The organism is Neobacillus vireti (assembly GCF_036962345.1).
GTDB lineage: Bacteria > Bacillota > Bacilli > Bacillales > Cytobacillaceae > Neobacillus > Neobacillus vireti_A.
In genome coordinates this window covers 142852-157230 of sequence record NZ_JBALNB010000009.1, presented here as the reverse complement: position 1 = coordinate 157230, position 14379 = coordinate 142852, and the positions used below count along the sequence as shown (strand labels likewise).

Annotated in this window: 14 protein-coding genes and 1 pseudogene; 9 read left to right on the top strand and 6 right to left on the bottom strand. The window is 37.5% G+C overall.

The features are described from left to right. Window positions 1-58 precede the first annotated feature (58 nt). The 6 genes from V7108_RS11510 (at window position 59) to V7108_RS11485 (ending at window position 6898) form a co-directional block, all read left to right on the top strand. Complete coding sequence (locus tag V7108_RS11510) at window positions 59-1567, top strand: sensor histidine kinase (RefSeq protein WP_335568315.1); 1509 nt, start codon at window positions 59-61, stop codon at window positions 1565-1567. Next, window positions 1560-2243, top strand: coding sequence for a response regulator (locus V7108_RS11505; RefSeq protein ID WP_335568314.1), 684 nt, complete (start codon window positions 1560-1562; stop codon window positions 2241-2243). The genes V7108_RS11510 and V7108_RS11505 overlap by 8 nt, the downstream gene beginning before the upstream one ends. Window positions 2244-2311: 68 nt before the next feature. Beyond that, window positions 2312-3718: a CitMHS family transporter gene (locus V7108_RS11500; protein ID WP_335568313.1), complete on the top strand. Its 1407-nt coding sequence runs from the start codon at window positions 2312-2314 to the stop codon at window positions 3716-3718. Window positions 3719-3760: 42 nt separating this feature from the next. Beyond that, a complete protein-coding gene (locus V7108_RS11495) occupies window positions 3761-3898 on the top strand; it encodes a hypothetical protein (protein ID WP_335568312.1) in 138 nt (45 codons plus the stop codon). An 84-nt stretch (window positions 3899-3982) separates the two neighbouring features. Then, window positions 3983-4906 carry an AEC family transporter gene (locus V7108_RS11490; RefSeq protein WP_335568311.1) on the top strand — a complete coding sequence of 308 codons (924 nt, stop codon included), beginning with the start codon at window positions 3983-3985 and terminating at the stop codon, window positions 4904-4906. 234 nt (window positions 4907-5140) lie between these two features. Continuing rightward, on the top strand, window positions 5141-6898 hold the full coding sequence (locus tag V7108_RS11485; RefSeq protein ID WP_335568310.1) for an SMP-30/gluconolactonase/LRE family protein: 1758 nt from the start codon (window positions 5141-5143) through the stop codon (window positions 6896-6898). 81 nt (window positions 6899-6979) lie between these two features. Here the strand turns inward: V7108_RS11485 and V7108_RS11480 are convergent. Then, window positions 6980-7564 (bottom strand): annotated as a pseudogene (locus V7108_RS11480) (hypothetical protein); the annotation flags it as partial. Window positions 7565-7604: 40 nt separating this feature from the next. Further along, the gene (locus V7108_RS11475) at window positions 7605-8189 is read right to left on the bottom strand and encodes a uracil-DNA glycosylase (protein ID WP_335568309.1); all 585 of its coding nucleotides are present in this window, start codon (window positions 8187-8189) and stop codon (window positions 7605-7607) included. A 308-nt stretch (window positions 8190-8497) separates the two neighbouring features. Between V7108_RS11475 and V7108_RS11470 the strand changes: the two genes are divergently transcribed. Continuing rightward, on the top strand, window positions 8498-9754 hold the full coding sequence (locus V7108_RS11470) for a coiled-coil domain-containing protein (RefSeq protein WP_335568308.1): 1257 nt from the start codon (window positions 8498-8500) through the stop codon (window positions 9752-9754). A 63-nt stretch (window positions 9755-9817) separates the two neighbouring features. On the opposite strand, the gene V7108_RS11465 is transcribed toward V7108_RS11470, so the two are convergent. Then, entirely contained in the window at window positions 9818-10387 is a 570-nt protein-coding gene (locus tag V7108_RS11465) for a biotin transporter BioY (RefSeq protein WP_335568307.1), read from the bottom strand. A 167-nt stretch (window positions 10388-10554) separates the two neighbouring features. Further along, window positions 10555-11346: an ABC transporter ATP-binding protein gene (locus V7108_RS11460; RefSeq protein WP_335568388.1), complete on the bottom strand. Its 792-nt coding sequence runs from the start codon at window positions 11344-11346 to the stop codon at window positions 10555-10557. Between the two features lie 166 nt (window positions 11347-11512). On the opposite strand from V7108_RS11460, the gene V7108_RS11455 reads away from it, so the two are divergent. Further along, window positions 11513-12205, top strand: coding sequence for a hypothetical protein (locus tag V7108_RS11455; protein ID WP_335516636.1), 693 nt, complete (start codon window positions 11513-11515; stop codon window positions 12203-12205). Between the two features lie 168 nt (window positions 12206-12373). Then, a complete protein-coding gene (locus V7108_RS11450; protein ID WP_335568306.1) occupies window positions 12374-12640 on the top strand; it encodes an HPr family phosphocarrier protein in 267 nt (88 codons plus the stop codon). Window positions 12641-12719: 79 nt separating this feature from the next. Here V7108_RS11450 and V7108_RS11445 read toward each other — a convergent pair whose 3' ends face one another. Both V7108_RS11445 and V7108_RS11440 read right to left on the bottom strand, forming a co-directional pair. Further along, entirely contained in the window at window positions 12720-13277 is a 558-nt protein-coding gene (locus V7108_RS11445) for a cysteine dioxygenase (RefSeq protein WP_335568305.1), read from the bottom strand. A 12-nt stretch (window positions 13278-13289) separates the two neighbouring features. Next, window positions 13290-14216, bottom strand: coding sequence for a DMT family transporter (locus V7108_RS11440; protein WP_335568304.1), 927 nt, complete (start codon window positions 14214-14216; stop codon window positions 13290-13292). Between the last annotated feature and the right edge of the window lie 163 nt (window positions 14217-14379).

Below are 14379 nucleotides of genomic sequence, written 5' to 3'. Positions count from 1 at the left end.
GCTGGTTCTTTCACTAGGTTTGTTATTGATCCTGTTAATGACAGGTTTTTATAGTTATATGGAAGGGAAACAAATCGAGGAAAATAGAGGTAGGTTAGCACTAGAAATATCGAAAACGATATCCTTTATCCCTGATATCATTAATGCTTTTGAAATGAGTGATCCTTCTAAAACTATACAACCCCTTTCCGAAAAGATTCGCACAGAAACAGGGGCTGAATTTGTCGTTATTGGTAATAAAGATGGGATTAGATTTTCCCATCCAATTCCAGCAATGATTGGGCAGAAAATGACGGGTGGAGATAATGATAGGGCCTTAATAAAAGGAGAATATTATGTCTCTAAGGCTGCGGGCTCACTCGGACCATCTATCAGAGGAAAATCCCCTATTTTAAATGAACAAGGGGAAATTATCGGGATTGTTTCTGTAGGTTTTCTTCTTGAAGATGTTCATGAGCAAATTATGAATAAAATTTTCCGTGTACTTATCGTATCTTTCTTTGCTCTGTTAATTTCCCTCGTAGGAAGCATTTTGCTTGGGAGAAACATTCGTAAGGATACACTTGGCCTCGAACCATATGAAATTGCCAATCTTTATAAGGAGAAAAACGCTATCCTACATGCTGTAAAAGAAGGTATCCTAGCAATTGATAACAAAGGTAACATTACGACAATGAATCAACAGGCGAAGAGACTTCTCGATATTAAAGGAACAGTGAGAAATAGGAAAGTGGATGGACTGTTTCCTTCAAACTATTTGTATGAAGTATTAAAATCAGGAAAATCCCAAATTGATAAAGAAATGGTTTGGAAAGATAAAACAGTGATTGTAAATAGCAGCCCCATTTATGATAATACTGGTGTTAAGGGAGTTGTCGCTTCTTTCCGTGATAAAACAGAAATTAATCAGATGTTAAATACAATCTCAGAGGTAAAACGATATTCGGAGGACCTCCGTGCCCAAACACATGAATTTACCAATAAGTTGTATGTATTAATGGGTTTACTTCAACTCGGAGAATATAATGAGGCGGTCGATATGATACAAAGCGAAACACAAACATTACAATTCCAGCATTCAGTCGTTTTTAACCAGATTAAGGATACTAAAGTTCAGGCGATATTATTAGGGAAAATAGGAATAGCATCAGAAAAGAAGATAAAGTTTGAAATAAATGCAGATAGCTTTTTAGACATACTACCACCCCATATTACACTCTCTAACTTAATCGTAATCCTTGGAAACTTAATTGATAATGCCATTGAAGCTGTCTATGATGGTAAAACTCCAACCGTTAGTTTCTTTGTAACGGACATCGGAAATGATATCATCTTTGAAGTCTCTGATAACGGTAAAGGAATAGGGGAAGTAGAACCATTCCTTCTATTTGAACGGGGTTATTCCTCCAAAAACAGTAATGAACCAAGGGGGTTTGGCTTATCGAACGCAGAAGAGGCTGTAAAGGAATTGAATGGTATGATCGAAGTACAAAGCAGCCAGAATGGTGGGACTGTTTTTACTGTTTACCTGCCGAAGAAAGTGCAAGGGGTTGAGAATATTGAATAGAATAAAAGTGGCTATTGCAGAAGACGATTTTAGAATCGCTGATATACATGAAAAGTTTCTGAATAAGTTTAAAGATATACAGGTGGTTGGAAAAGCATTAAGAGGTGAGGAGACACTGCAATTATTGGAGCAGAAAACTCCCGATTTGCTCCTGCTAGATGTGTATATGCCGGATATGCTAGGTTCGGATCTTCTCCCTATCATTCGTGAAACGTTTCCCAAAGTTAATATAATTATGATAACGGCTGCAACGGATAAAGCTTTTCTAGAAAAATCTTTAAGCTATGGGGTGGAGAATTATCTGATCAAACCTGTAAGTATGGAACGGTTTGATGACGTCATTCAGGAGTATATAAAAAAACGCTCGCTTCTTTCAACCACGAAAGAAGTAAATCAAGATTATGTTGACCTCTTTTTTCGTAAAGATAAAAGCGTAGGAGCAGTAAAGACCACGGGGTTACCAAAAGGTATTGATGAAATCACCTTAGGAAAAATTAAGGGTGTAATCACTGAAAGAAGAGAGGGACTTTCAGCAGAGGAGGTAGGGAAGAAAATTGGGGCTTCCCGAATCACAGCACGCAGATATTTGGAATATCTCTCTTCTAAACAGGAAGTTAAAGCAGAAGTAGTATATGGCATTGTTGGAAGACCGGAAAGGAAGTATTACCCATTATAGAGGATGGCAAAACACTGCCTGCCTCTTTTTTTTGTTTTTATATTGAAGTTTGGGAAAATCATACTCACATGAACAAAAAGTACAAAATCAATTTAATTTACGATAATAACTTTATTTTGGCAACGTTTTCACAACTGAATATTTCGATTATATTTAATTTACAAACAAAAGGGGTGAGAATGATGCTAGCATTATTAGGTTTTTTGATGATACTTACATTTATGATTTTAATTATGACCAGACGCCTACCCGCGATGATTGCACTTATCGTTATTCCGGTTATTTTTGCATTAATTGGCGGATTTGGAAACAAAATGGGTCCAATGGCGCTTGAAGGAATAAAAAGTGTTGCCCCAACGGGTATTATGATCCTTTTCGCTATTCTCTTCTTCGGTATTATGATTGATGCAGGAGTATTTGATCCGATAATTTCCACTATTTTAAAGGTTGTAAAGGGAGATCCGGTAAAAATAGCAATTGGAACCGCAGTTCTTGCGCTTTTGATATCTCTTGACGGAGATGGGACAACTACATACATGATTACGATTTCTGCCATGCTGCCATTGTATAAACGGATTGGCATGAAACCTTTAATACTAGCTGGAATTGCAGTTTCTGCTTCAGGTGTCATGAACCTTCTTCCATGGGGTGGACCTACTGCAAGAGCAATGACCGCCTTACATCTTGAGATGTCAGATATTTTTATTCCAGTTATTCCTAGCATGCTGGGTGGAGTGGCGTTTGTTTTGTTCATGGCCTACTGCCTAGGAAGAAAAGAACGGAAACGGATTGGTATCCTGAAGGTTGATTTCAGCATTAATGCTGAGGTGGCTGCTACTTCAGAAGCTGCTTATCTTAAAAGACCGAAGTTAATACTAGTAAACTATTTTCTAACGATTATTTTATTGGTAGCACTAGTCAATGAGCTTCTTCCAGCAACTGTTTTGTTTATGATTGGATTTGCATTGGCTATTACGATTAATTATCCAAAAATTAGTGACCAAAGAGAACGAATTGTTAATTATGCAGATAATGCTTTATCGGTAGTTTCTATGGTTTTTGCTGCAGGGATCTTTACAGGTATTCTGACTGGTACGAAAATGGTCGATGCCATGGCAAGCTCCATGATTTCCTATATACCTGATGTTCTTGGTTCCCAATTTGCACTTATCACTGCGATTATTAGTGCACCTTTAACATTCTTTATGTCTAATGATGCCTTTTACTATGGTGTTTTACCTTTGCTTGCTAAAGCAGCAAGTGTATATGGAATTGACCCCGAGTTTATCGGGCGTGCCTCATTGCTGGGGCAGCCTGTCCATTTATTAAGCCCTCTTGTACCTTCAACGTACTTATTAGTCGGTATGGTGGGAGAAGATTTTGGGGACTTACAACGGACATTCCTTAAATGGGCTTGCGGTTCGACTTTGGTTATGATAATTGTTGCAATTATATTGTCAATTATTCCTTCTTAATTAAATGTAAAACAAAGGAAAATCAATGGGGGATGAATGTTTATGTGGATAATCACTGTCTATTCAAAGGGAAACAATATTTCAATGTTTGAATTTAATTCTGAAAAAGAAGCTAAAGAGGCTTTTAAAAAGGTTACAGGCTGTAAGATTCTTTCAGAGGTTATTTATTTTAATGATTAGATAGTGTAATAATTAGGAAAATGCAATTTATTTAGTAATAAACTGCATTTTCCCTTTTTTCATTATAGAAAGAAGGTAAGTTGAATGAGTATTTTGTATCATATATTGCTTGATATTATTTTTCCGATATTGGTGTTAATAGGGGCAGGTGCTTTACTTCAGCATTTCATTAGACTTGATTTATCTACACTGTCAACATTGACGGTGTATTTCTTATTGCCTGCTGTTTGCTTTGTAAATATATATGAGAGCAAGATGTCAAGTGGGTTAATTAGCCAAACGTTACTATTTTTACTGCTTTTTAATATTGTCCTTATCCTAACTAGCATGTTAATTGCAAGAGCAAACAGGTTTGACCGTAAATTGTCAGCTACTTTTAAAAATAGCATGGTTTTGAGCAATTCTGGTAATTATGGTCTCCCTGTAAGTGAACTAGTTTTTGCTGCTAATCCTGCAGGTATGTCGATCCAGATTATAGTGGTAATTTTTCAAAATCTCCTTACGTTCACATATGGTTTTTTCAACAGTGTCTCTGCCCAGAGTAGCGGTAGAGATATCTTACGAAAAATTATGCGCCTTCCGGTTATTTATGCTTTATTATTTTCCATATTGTTAAAATACTTCCATATTGAAATTCCTGAATTTATTTGGAGGCCAATTAAAAATTCCTCAAATGCATTTCTGGCAGTTGCCCTAGTAACACTCGGAGCACAAGTAGCATTTTTAAAGATTACAAGAATTTCTAGACCAATTGTTTGGATTTTAATCGGGAGGCTGATAATTTCTCCTCTTATAGGGTTGTTGGTTATAAATATTCTTGGATTAACAGGCATAACGGCACAGGCACTATTCATTGCAAGCTCGTTTCCTACTTCAAGAAATAGTGCACTACTGGCTCTCGAGTATAATAATTATCCAGAATATGCTTCACAAGCTGTCCTGCTGACTACTATCTTAAGCAGTGTGACTGTTGCGGTTGTCGTTTATCTCTCGAAATTACTTTTTTAATCTATAGTCCATGATTATTTGAAGAATTTAGACATTTATCTTTCTTAAGCGTTATGAAGGACAAAACCTATGAAAATTAATCAAGATTTGTCCTTCATCGAAAAAATCAGCTTGATAATGGTGTTTTTTCTGTTAAATGTTGTAGGATAAAATGTTGGGGTTATTTGAAGCATAAGATGAAATTAGTTAAAGAAATTAAAAATCAACCGGGCTAGAAAGGGGGAAGGATTAGTAGTGCAACGTTTATCCGCTTCTTCAATGGTCTTTTGGTTACGGGACAATCATCCGCGTGAACAAGGTCTTAAGTATTTACTTGGCTCCCATGCACAGGTGATGGCCCGGCTTAAGGGGATTCAGGAGTATCGACAGCACCATTTTGATTTGAATAGTAAAGGATTATGGCCAACATTACAAGGTGTGAACACAACAATTGACGAATCCTATTACAGAATCGATGGGATAGAGGAGTTTTTATTGAAAGGTGCTTACCCTTTTAAACTAAAACAGATGAAGGCGTATGAGTCACATGTCTTTAAGGAGACTTATCATTGCATAGCTAGTGATAAAGACAACCATTGGCTGCAGTATTCTAATAGCAGTAATAAGGTGGGCTTTCGTACAGTCGTGCTGATTCGGCGAAAAGCAGATATCGCGATAAGTGACTTCGAAAATTTTATCAAAAATATTTTGGTCCCGGCGCTAGTAAAGACACAATTATTATCTGAAGTTCGATACCAGGTATTACTGCCGGAAAGGGAAGAAACTAAATCGATAGGTAACTATCACGCCTTGCTCGTTCTAGGTGCTTGCGACAGGAATAAGTTACAACAGTCTATCATATCACCTGGTCTGGCTGCGACATGGAATGCACAGAGCCTGCATTGTGAGGCGATACTTGCTCATTCAGTTTACCAGACATATATTTTTACAATAGATGGAAGACCTTCTCTCCCTCAAGTAAAACCAGAGCAGAAGCCTCGTTTAGAACCGGTTAAACGTGAACTCCCACCTGCACCCGCGCGTGCCTCTCTTAAGAAAGGAACCACACCGTTCCCGCCTTCTCGGTTAATCCCGATTAGCGGGTATGGACCAGAGGATGTGGTTGTGGATGCCGAAGGCCGCCTATTATGTGGTGTCAAAGGGGGACGTATACTAAGGATAGATCCCGAGCACGGTTCAGAGGAAACGGTAGGGAATACGGGTGGCCGTCCTCTTGGTCTTGAAGTACTGCCAGACGGGCGTTTACTTATCTGCGACGCTCATAAGGGTCTGCTCCGTCTAGATATAGAAACTGGTAAACTTGAGACTTTGGTTCAATACGTTGATCATCTACCGCTGCGTTTTTGCTCAAATGCATCAGCTGCTAGTGATGGAACGATTTGGTTTACCGAATCCACTAACAGATACGATTTTGAGCAGTATATGGGTGCTCTGTACGAGCACAGGCCTTCCGGACGCCTGTTTAGACGTGACCCTGATGGCCGTGTAGAGGTAATCCTTGACCAGCTGCATTTTGCTAATGGAGTTACTATATCAGGTGATCAATCAGCCATCCTCTTTGCCGAAACGGATGGTTACCGACTTAACCGTTATTGGATTCGCGGACCACATGCAGGAAAGAGAGAGATAATTGCTGGTAACTTACCTGGTTTCCCCGACAATGTCTCTCGTTTACAAGATGGGAAGTTTTGGGTTGCGATGGTTACTCCACGTAATAAGTTGCTAGACTCACTTGGTAAAGCACCAACTTTCATTCGCCAACTTATTTGGAGAATCCCTGACCGTTGGCAGCCTGCCGGTGTCAGAACTACTTGGGCAATGTTGTTTGACGAAAATGGGAATGTTCTTTTGGATTTGCAGGACACTCTATCTAACTATCACGGGGTTACAGGTGTAGCTGAGTATAACGGTTTTTTGTATCTAGCTGGCGTTGAGGAGGAAGCTTTGCTGTCACTGGATCTAAGGGCTATTGATAAACCGACCTTGGTATAAGAAAAGGTCGGTTTTTTTTAGGAGATGCATGTAACAAGGATGATTATTACCCGTAAGCTTATGGATTAATCATTTATCAAATTAGGTGTGCTCATTTAGTGATTTATTGTCCAAAACATCTAAAGAAAAGACATCTGCAATTTGGAGAGATTCTTCCGAAAACATGCAATACAAGTCTGTAATGCTGCCATGAAGTTTAGTGTTTCGTAGCATTAAACCTTCGTAACCCTGATTAATAAGACTTCTTCGAAATGCTGTATTGGCTTCTTCTTTATTTAATAGAAGAGCATTATCCTTCCAGGTAAGGTTTCTTTTTTTTGCTCCCAAATAATCACAAAATTTGTCGCGTTCTGCCATAAACAAATCATATGAATCCTCTGAATTAAATTCGTAAATCTTAAGATTTGGCTCATCAATATATACTTTATAGATATAGCCACGAACTAGCCTTTCCAATTGCACTACCTTTGGTTCTCCATCCTCCCAGTACTCATTTTCAGATTTCTCGATAACCGTTTCGCTCCCAATTGCAAAAGGCTTGGCAGACTCAATATCAGAAGTAAACCAAAATCCAATAGTACTGATTTCGTTACTTAGGTTTTGAACAACATTTTCTTTATTAAACTGATCAAATTTTCTTACAGAACCATGATAAACAATCATTAATTGCCCTCCATTATTAGATCATCTCCCAAACCTATTGATTTTAACTTAAGTGATGATAGCTGCGATAAAGTTCGGCAAGTTCCGTCCAGTCATTAATAAAGAGTAGCCATAAGTTTGGGCGGCGCCTTACCGCTAATGGATGATAGGCAACTAAAGTTCGAAAACCTCTCACCTCTTGGACGGTCCCACGTAAAGACTTTACATCTACATCGGGATTTTGAAAGAACGATTGTATCGCAACGTTTCCAAGGCAAAATACTACATTCGGTTTCTTAACTTGAAGCTGGTCCTCTAGATGGTTCATACAAATGTTTCTAACCGTTTCCTTTTCGTAGGCACGGGTGGGCCTTCTTTTTAATATGTAGGTGATATATAAGTCATTAACTGATAATCCTACCTCATTAGCTGCTTGCTGTAAGGTTTGCCTTGTTCCACAAACAAACAGGTTGCCATCACAATCTTCGCGGGCACCTGGGTTATCAAGGATAATCATAATCGGTGCTTCTGGGTTTCCCTCTCCCCAAATCATTCTTGTTCCGTGTTTATAAAGACCACATTCTCGGCAGTCTTCTACACACTTTGGGATTGGTTCTTCTGGCCATAGTGTAGGTTCAAACTTTGACAAAGGCGACACCTCCGGGGCTTTTCTATCATCCAATAAGATACCCATGCACATATTTAAATATTTCTAGAGTTAATGTTTTATTCCGAAAAACGTAGTATAAATGTGAAAAATTAGTGAAAATGTCGTATTTTGTTGTGATTGAAATATAATTGTAATATTTTTATTACCTAAATGACAAAATTCGCTGTTATACTTCAAATTATACAATGAAAATGTTTTCAAAGCTTATGACGACTTTCATTATGAAAAGTAGATTAATAATAGATGTATTTTGATACATAGAACGAAAATGAAAGCAGGAACCAATAATGAAAAAGAAGTTTGTAGTCCTCAATATTACAATGACGCTTGGACTGGGAAGTGTTTTTGCACCTCCAAACGTAAAGGCAGATACAATTTCTAACATACAATCACAGCGTTCTAGTATTCAAGCAAATATAAATGAGACGAATGAAGCAATCCGTTTGGTTCAGGATGAACTTTTAAAGTTGAATGAACAATTAAAACGTGCTGAACAAGCAATAATAGATAATCAAAACATGATTGTTAAAACTGAGTCTGATATCGCTGCAGCTAATCTTGAGATTCAAAAGCTCGAGGAAGAGGTTGCTAGTTTAAAAGAAGCAATAGCAAAGAGAAATGAGATATTAAAAGAACGAGCACGGTCCTACCAAGTAACTGGGGGAGAAGTTAAGTATCTAGAAGTCGTACTTGGTTCAACAAGTTTTAGTGATTTTGTTGATCGTGTTGGAGCTGTTGTTACCTTTATGAATGCTGATAAGGATCTCATGGACAAGTTTGAGGCTGATAAGAAAGTTGTCGAAGAGAAGCAAGCTTCTATACAAACAAAACTAGTTGAATTAACCAATATGAAAACGGAGCTAGATGGAATGCGTGCTCAGATTACTGAGCAGCACCAGCAAAACGAGTTATTAAGAGAAGAGCTTAAGCAGAAAGAAGCAGCAGGGCTTGCTTCTAAAGCCGATCTACAACAACAAGATAGTAGCCTTGCATCGCAAGAAGCACAATTGGCTGCTAATCTAGTACCCCTAGTAGCTACCACTACAGGAAGTTCTACTAGTACAAAAAGTCCTGCTAGTACAACCAGTCCTACTAGCACAAAAAGTTCAACTACAACATCAAGTTACATTCCTGCTGCACCAGTTCAAGGAAGAGGAGCAGTTAGTATCGTTACTACAGTCGGCAATAGATATATCGGAAACTCTGTTTATGTCTTTGGTGGCGGAAGAACGGCTTATGATGTAGCGAATGGAAGATTTGATTGCTCTGGATTTGTTCATTGGGCTTTTGCTCAAGCGGGAATTAGTGTTGGAGCAAGCACAGATTCATTAAAAAATGATGGCCGTAAAGTTTCAACAAGTGAAATGCGCCCCGGTGATTTAGTATTCTTTAATACTTATAAAACGGATGGCCATGTTGGAATTTATTTAGGCGGGGGCAAGTTCATCGGCTCACAAAGTTCTACCGGTGTTGCTGTTGCTAATATGTCCAGCGGTTATTGGGCAAACAACTTTGCTGGTAAAGTTGTCCGGATTATTGAATAAGTTATTAATAAACAAAATAAAAAAGGTAGAAACCCTAAAAAATGTGGTTTCTACCTTTTTGGTTTAATTAGAAACATGCTGAGGAGACGATAACAACTTTGCTGAAACCAGTCTTTTGTAGACAGTTATACCAATCCATGAAGCTAAAAATGCTTTAATTAACCCTACAATTATAAAAGGGAAAAATCCTGCTGCAAAAGCCCCCGCCCAAGTCGTATCAATTGCAAGTTTTAGCCAAACAGTACCAAATGAAAGAGTAACAAGCATACCGATTGTATTTGCAATCATAGCATTGATAACAGTAAAGCTAGTTTTTTCTAAATAAAGCCCTGTTAAAAATGCCGCCGGGATGAATCCAATGATAAATCCTCCAGTAGGACCGATGATAACCCCGAGTCCGCCTGACATTCCACTGAATACAGGTATTCCGATAGCGCCAATTAAGCCGTAAAAAATAACAGAAAGAGTGCCATATCGTGAGCCTAAAATGGTAGCAGCTAAACCAACTGCAAGTGTTTGTCCTGTAATCGGTACTAGTGGCAATGGGATTGTAACTTGTGCTAAAATACCGATAATGGCAGCAAATAAAGCACTGGTAATCCACATTTTTAGTTGATTGTGTGATTGAAGCATTGGTATCCCCCCAGTTAATTTTAAGTTAACTTATTTTATGTGTTGGTTAACAAATAAAGTATAAAAGGTTCATTAACTCTTTGTCAATCCTTTTTCTGAAAATACAAAATATAAAAAAGCAGCGTGTAACTTAATTAAAATTAAGGTTGATACGCTGCTTTTTTATATTAATTTTTGACCATCTGGACTTTGGATAGCAATGGCCGATTATTGGTCCATATTACACGTACAGGAAGTTCAAAAAAGTGGGAGAGCTGCTCACTTGAAATTAAATCATTTGTATCTCCGGAAGCAAAGACTTGTCCGTCTTTAAGTAATAATGTTTTCTTGAATACAGGTAAAATCTCTTCTACATGGTGGGTGACATAAATCATGGTAGGTGCATTCGGATCTTTTGCGATTTCTTCAATGGAGTCTAATAATTTCTCCCGTGCGATAAAATCTAATCCATATGTAGGTTCGTCGAGGATAAGCAATGGAGGGTCAGCCATTAAAGCACGAGCAATCTGTACCCGTTGTTTCTCTCCTTGCGAAAGTGTTTCATACTCTCGGTTGGCATAATCGAGGCATCCAAGCCTTTCGAGTAAGCTAACTGCCTTTTCCTTTATTGTTTCAGAAGGTGTTTCATAAAGACCGATAGAAGCAAATGCTCCACTCAACACAACCTCGAAAGCATTATCATCCCGATGGAATTTTTCCTGTAAAGACGATGAAACAAAACCAATTTGCTTCCGAAGTCGTTCAGCAAGGTATGTTTTTCCAAATTCCATTCCTAGTACACTGATTTCTCCCTTTGTGGGGAAATAAAAGGCATTAAGTAAATTTAAGAGAGACGTTTTCCCAGCGCCATTTAGCCCGAATAAAACCCAGTTCTGTCCTTTTTCAACCTTCCAATTAAGATCCTTTAAAATCCACTTTTCTCCTCTTTTTAATGAAATATTCTTTAATTGTAGAACCAAATTATTACTCCTTTCACCGATTTCATTACCAAATTCTATCATGTTATTTACCTTTTTAGGGGATAACTAATCTAGAAGCAAGATAACAATCGTTTTAATTTTTATAAGTGCTTATCGTAATTATATTATGAATATTTAGTAAATGGAATAATCGGGAGGCAAGAAAATGAGAAGAATAAATCCTGGTTCCGTCAATTCTTACATTAGATATGGGAATATAAAAATACCAAAGAGTATTCAAAGTGAATGCCCACAATGTCGACAAACAACTGAATTTATGGTAAATACGAATTTCCAAAACAGCAAGAATGGGCTGGTAACTGAGTCCAGTTGTCCTACTTGTAAAAAATCAGCGGTTTTTGTCATTATGACCAAGGATGTTCTAGATGAACAGGGTGAACATGCAGATACATATATTTATGATATCCAAGCTTCAAAGCATCCAATCAATCAAATAGAATGTCTTCCTAATATACCAAAGGATCTAGTCAGAGCTTATCGATCTGCACTAAATGTACATCAATCAAGAGAAAATTCAGCAACAGCTGTCATGTCTAAACGCGTAATAGAAAGTATTTTAAAACATTTTCTTAAAGAAAAAAGTAAAGGGCAGCCCTTGGCACAGCAACTTGAAATCCTGCCTAATCATGTGGATTTGACCAAGCCGATACAATCCCTTGGACAGCTTCTTGCTACCGACGGATCATTGCATAAAATGCTTGAACTAGAATCCGAAATGGATTATGAGACAACTTCTTTATTAATGGATTTACTAGAAAACATTATTGAATATCTTTTTGTCCTGCCAGGAAAAATTGAAGTTACCCATAACAAAATTGCAAAGAAATTTATCCCGTAATAACAGGCTGGTAAATACGTTGAACCCTTCGTAAATGGATTATTTACGAAGGGTTTACTATTTACAGTATATTGGAAAAAGTTTTTATAGGATAAATCAGAAAATTATTATAAAATAAGATTTATACACTTAACAGAAAAATAGAATCAATAGGGGGAGAGAGTAATTATGATTGAGAAAACCTTCACAATTATTGACAAGGATGGAATCCATGCACGACCTGCAGCAATCCTAGTAAGTACAGTTAGCAAATTTAAGTCTGAAGTAATAGTAGAATATAAGGGAAAACAAGTTAATTTAAAATCTATTACTAGCCTGATGACTCTAGGAGCAGGTGAGGGAGATCAAATTAAAGTGTTTGTTGAAGGGCCGGATGAGGAAGAAGCTTTTCAAGAAACGGAGGCAGTTCTGAAAATTTCCATTGTTGTAAAATAGAATTATATTTAAAATTTGAAGAAGGCAACTACCATTTTCCATGGCAGTTGCCTTTCGTCTGTCTGACAGTATTTGAAATTTAATTCTTTTTTATTTTTATTTCTTTTACCTTTTGGTATTGTTCATCAGGCCACCATGCCCCGCAATCATCCGATACTACACATGCAGCACATTTATCTAAGTCATAGACAATCATTCCTGTTATAGGCGGGGAATAAAGGTGGAGAGTGACCAAAGCTGAATGGTTAGAAGCCTCCATTTTATGAATGGCCTTTTTCGGTGCAAAAAAAGAATTCCCTTGAAGATGGTACTCATGAAACAACTCTGTTGGTAACCCTGTTCCTTTTACTTCATAAACGGAGTTAAGGGAAATTCCCGAAAGTACATGTATCCAGCCGTGGGAATTGCCATGATCATGAGGGGCACATTCTAACTGTGACCAATTCATTACGAGCAGCTCAACCTCATCATTTTTATATAGAAGCTTTCGATTGTACGGTTTTCCTGCAGATGGTTCTGGCAAGTCGGCTAGATCATTAACTGTTATATTTAGTTGTAAAAGCGCTTTTTTTAATTCTGCTTTAGATGGGTTCTTTAATGGATCTAAAACATCCTTTATCCTGCTTATCAAAGTCATTATACTACCCTCCTATAGTCGTTTTTTCTTGAAGAAACGTAACAACATAGGCACGAGCTGACCATTAACAATAATCACCCCAATTATAATTATGATTCCACCTGCAACACTTAGAAGGAAAATTTTTTCTTGTAAAAGTAAAACTGCGGCAATTAACGTTGCGATTGGCTCCAAATATAGAAACATCGAAACTTTTACAGCTTCCAAAACTTCAAGTGCTTTTGCCCAATACCAATAGGCTACGCCCGAAACAAAGACACCAAGAAACAACAAATGGGCCCACTCTGATTTCGTTAGGAGGGAGAGTGCTTCCCAGCCTCTGTTACGGAAAAGAAAAGGGGTCGTGAGTATCAAGCCGCATAAGCTCATGTAAAAGGTGATGACAATGGGCGGATATGGAATCTTTAGGCTTTTTAATAACACAGAATATACAGCCCAATTTAATGTACTCAAAATCATTAGAAGGAAGCCTAAATTTAATGTGATCTGAAAGGATTGTCCATTTCTTGCTGTTGTGACCAGCAATACACCGAGTATTGCCAGTACCATTCCAATTCCCTTTGAAAAACTTATCTTTTCATGCAAAAAAAGAATTGAAAGGATCACTGTGAAAATGGGGGAAATCGAAATGAGCCATCCAGCAGAAGAGGCATCAATCGTCAATAATGCTGTTGCTTGAAGCAATTGATGAACAAATACTCCAACTATTCCGAGAACTACTAAATGCGGAATATATTTAATAGAAACAAATAACCGATGTCTTTGCAGCAGTAATAGCAAAAGTAAAAATATGGCACCTATTCCAAAACGAATGACGAGTAACGAATAGGGGTCTAACTTTCCTAGAACAGCTTTTGTAGATACAAATGAAACGCCCCAAAAACTAATCGACATCATTGCAAACATGGATGCTGTTAATCTTGATTTAATAAAAGTCATGATTAAGTATCCTTTCAGAATAAAAAATACAGATAATCTATTTTATGCTTGTCCTGCTAGAAGATGATGCTTCTTTGCAGTATGGATATTTATGTTGGAATCCTTAAGAGAAATATTTTTTTGGACATTTTTTTGATTATTCGGTAACGATAAATATATATTC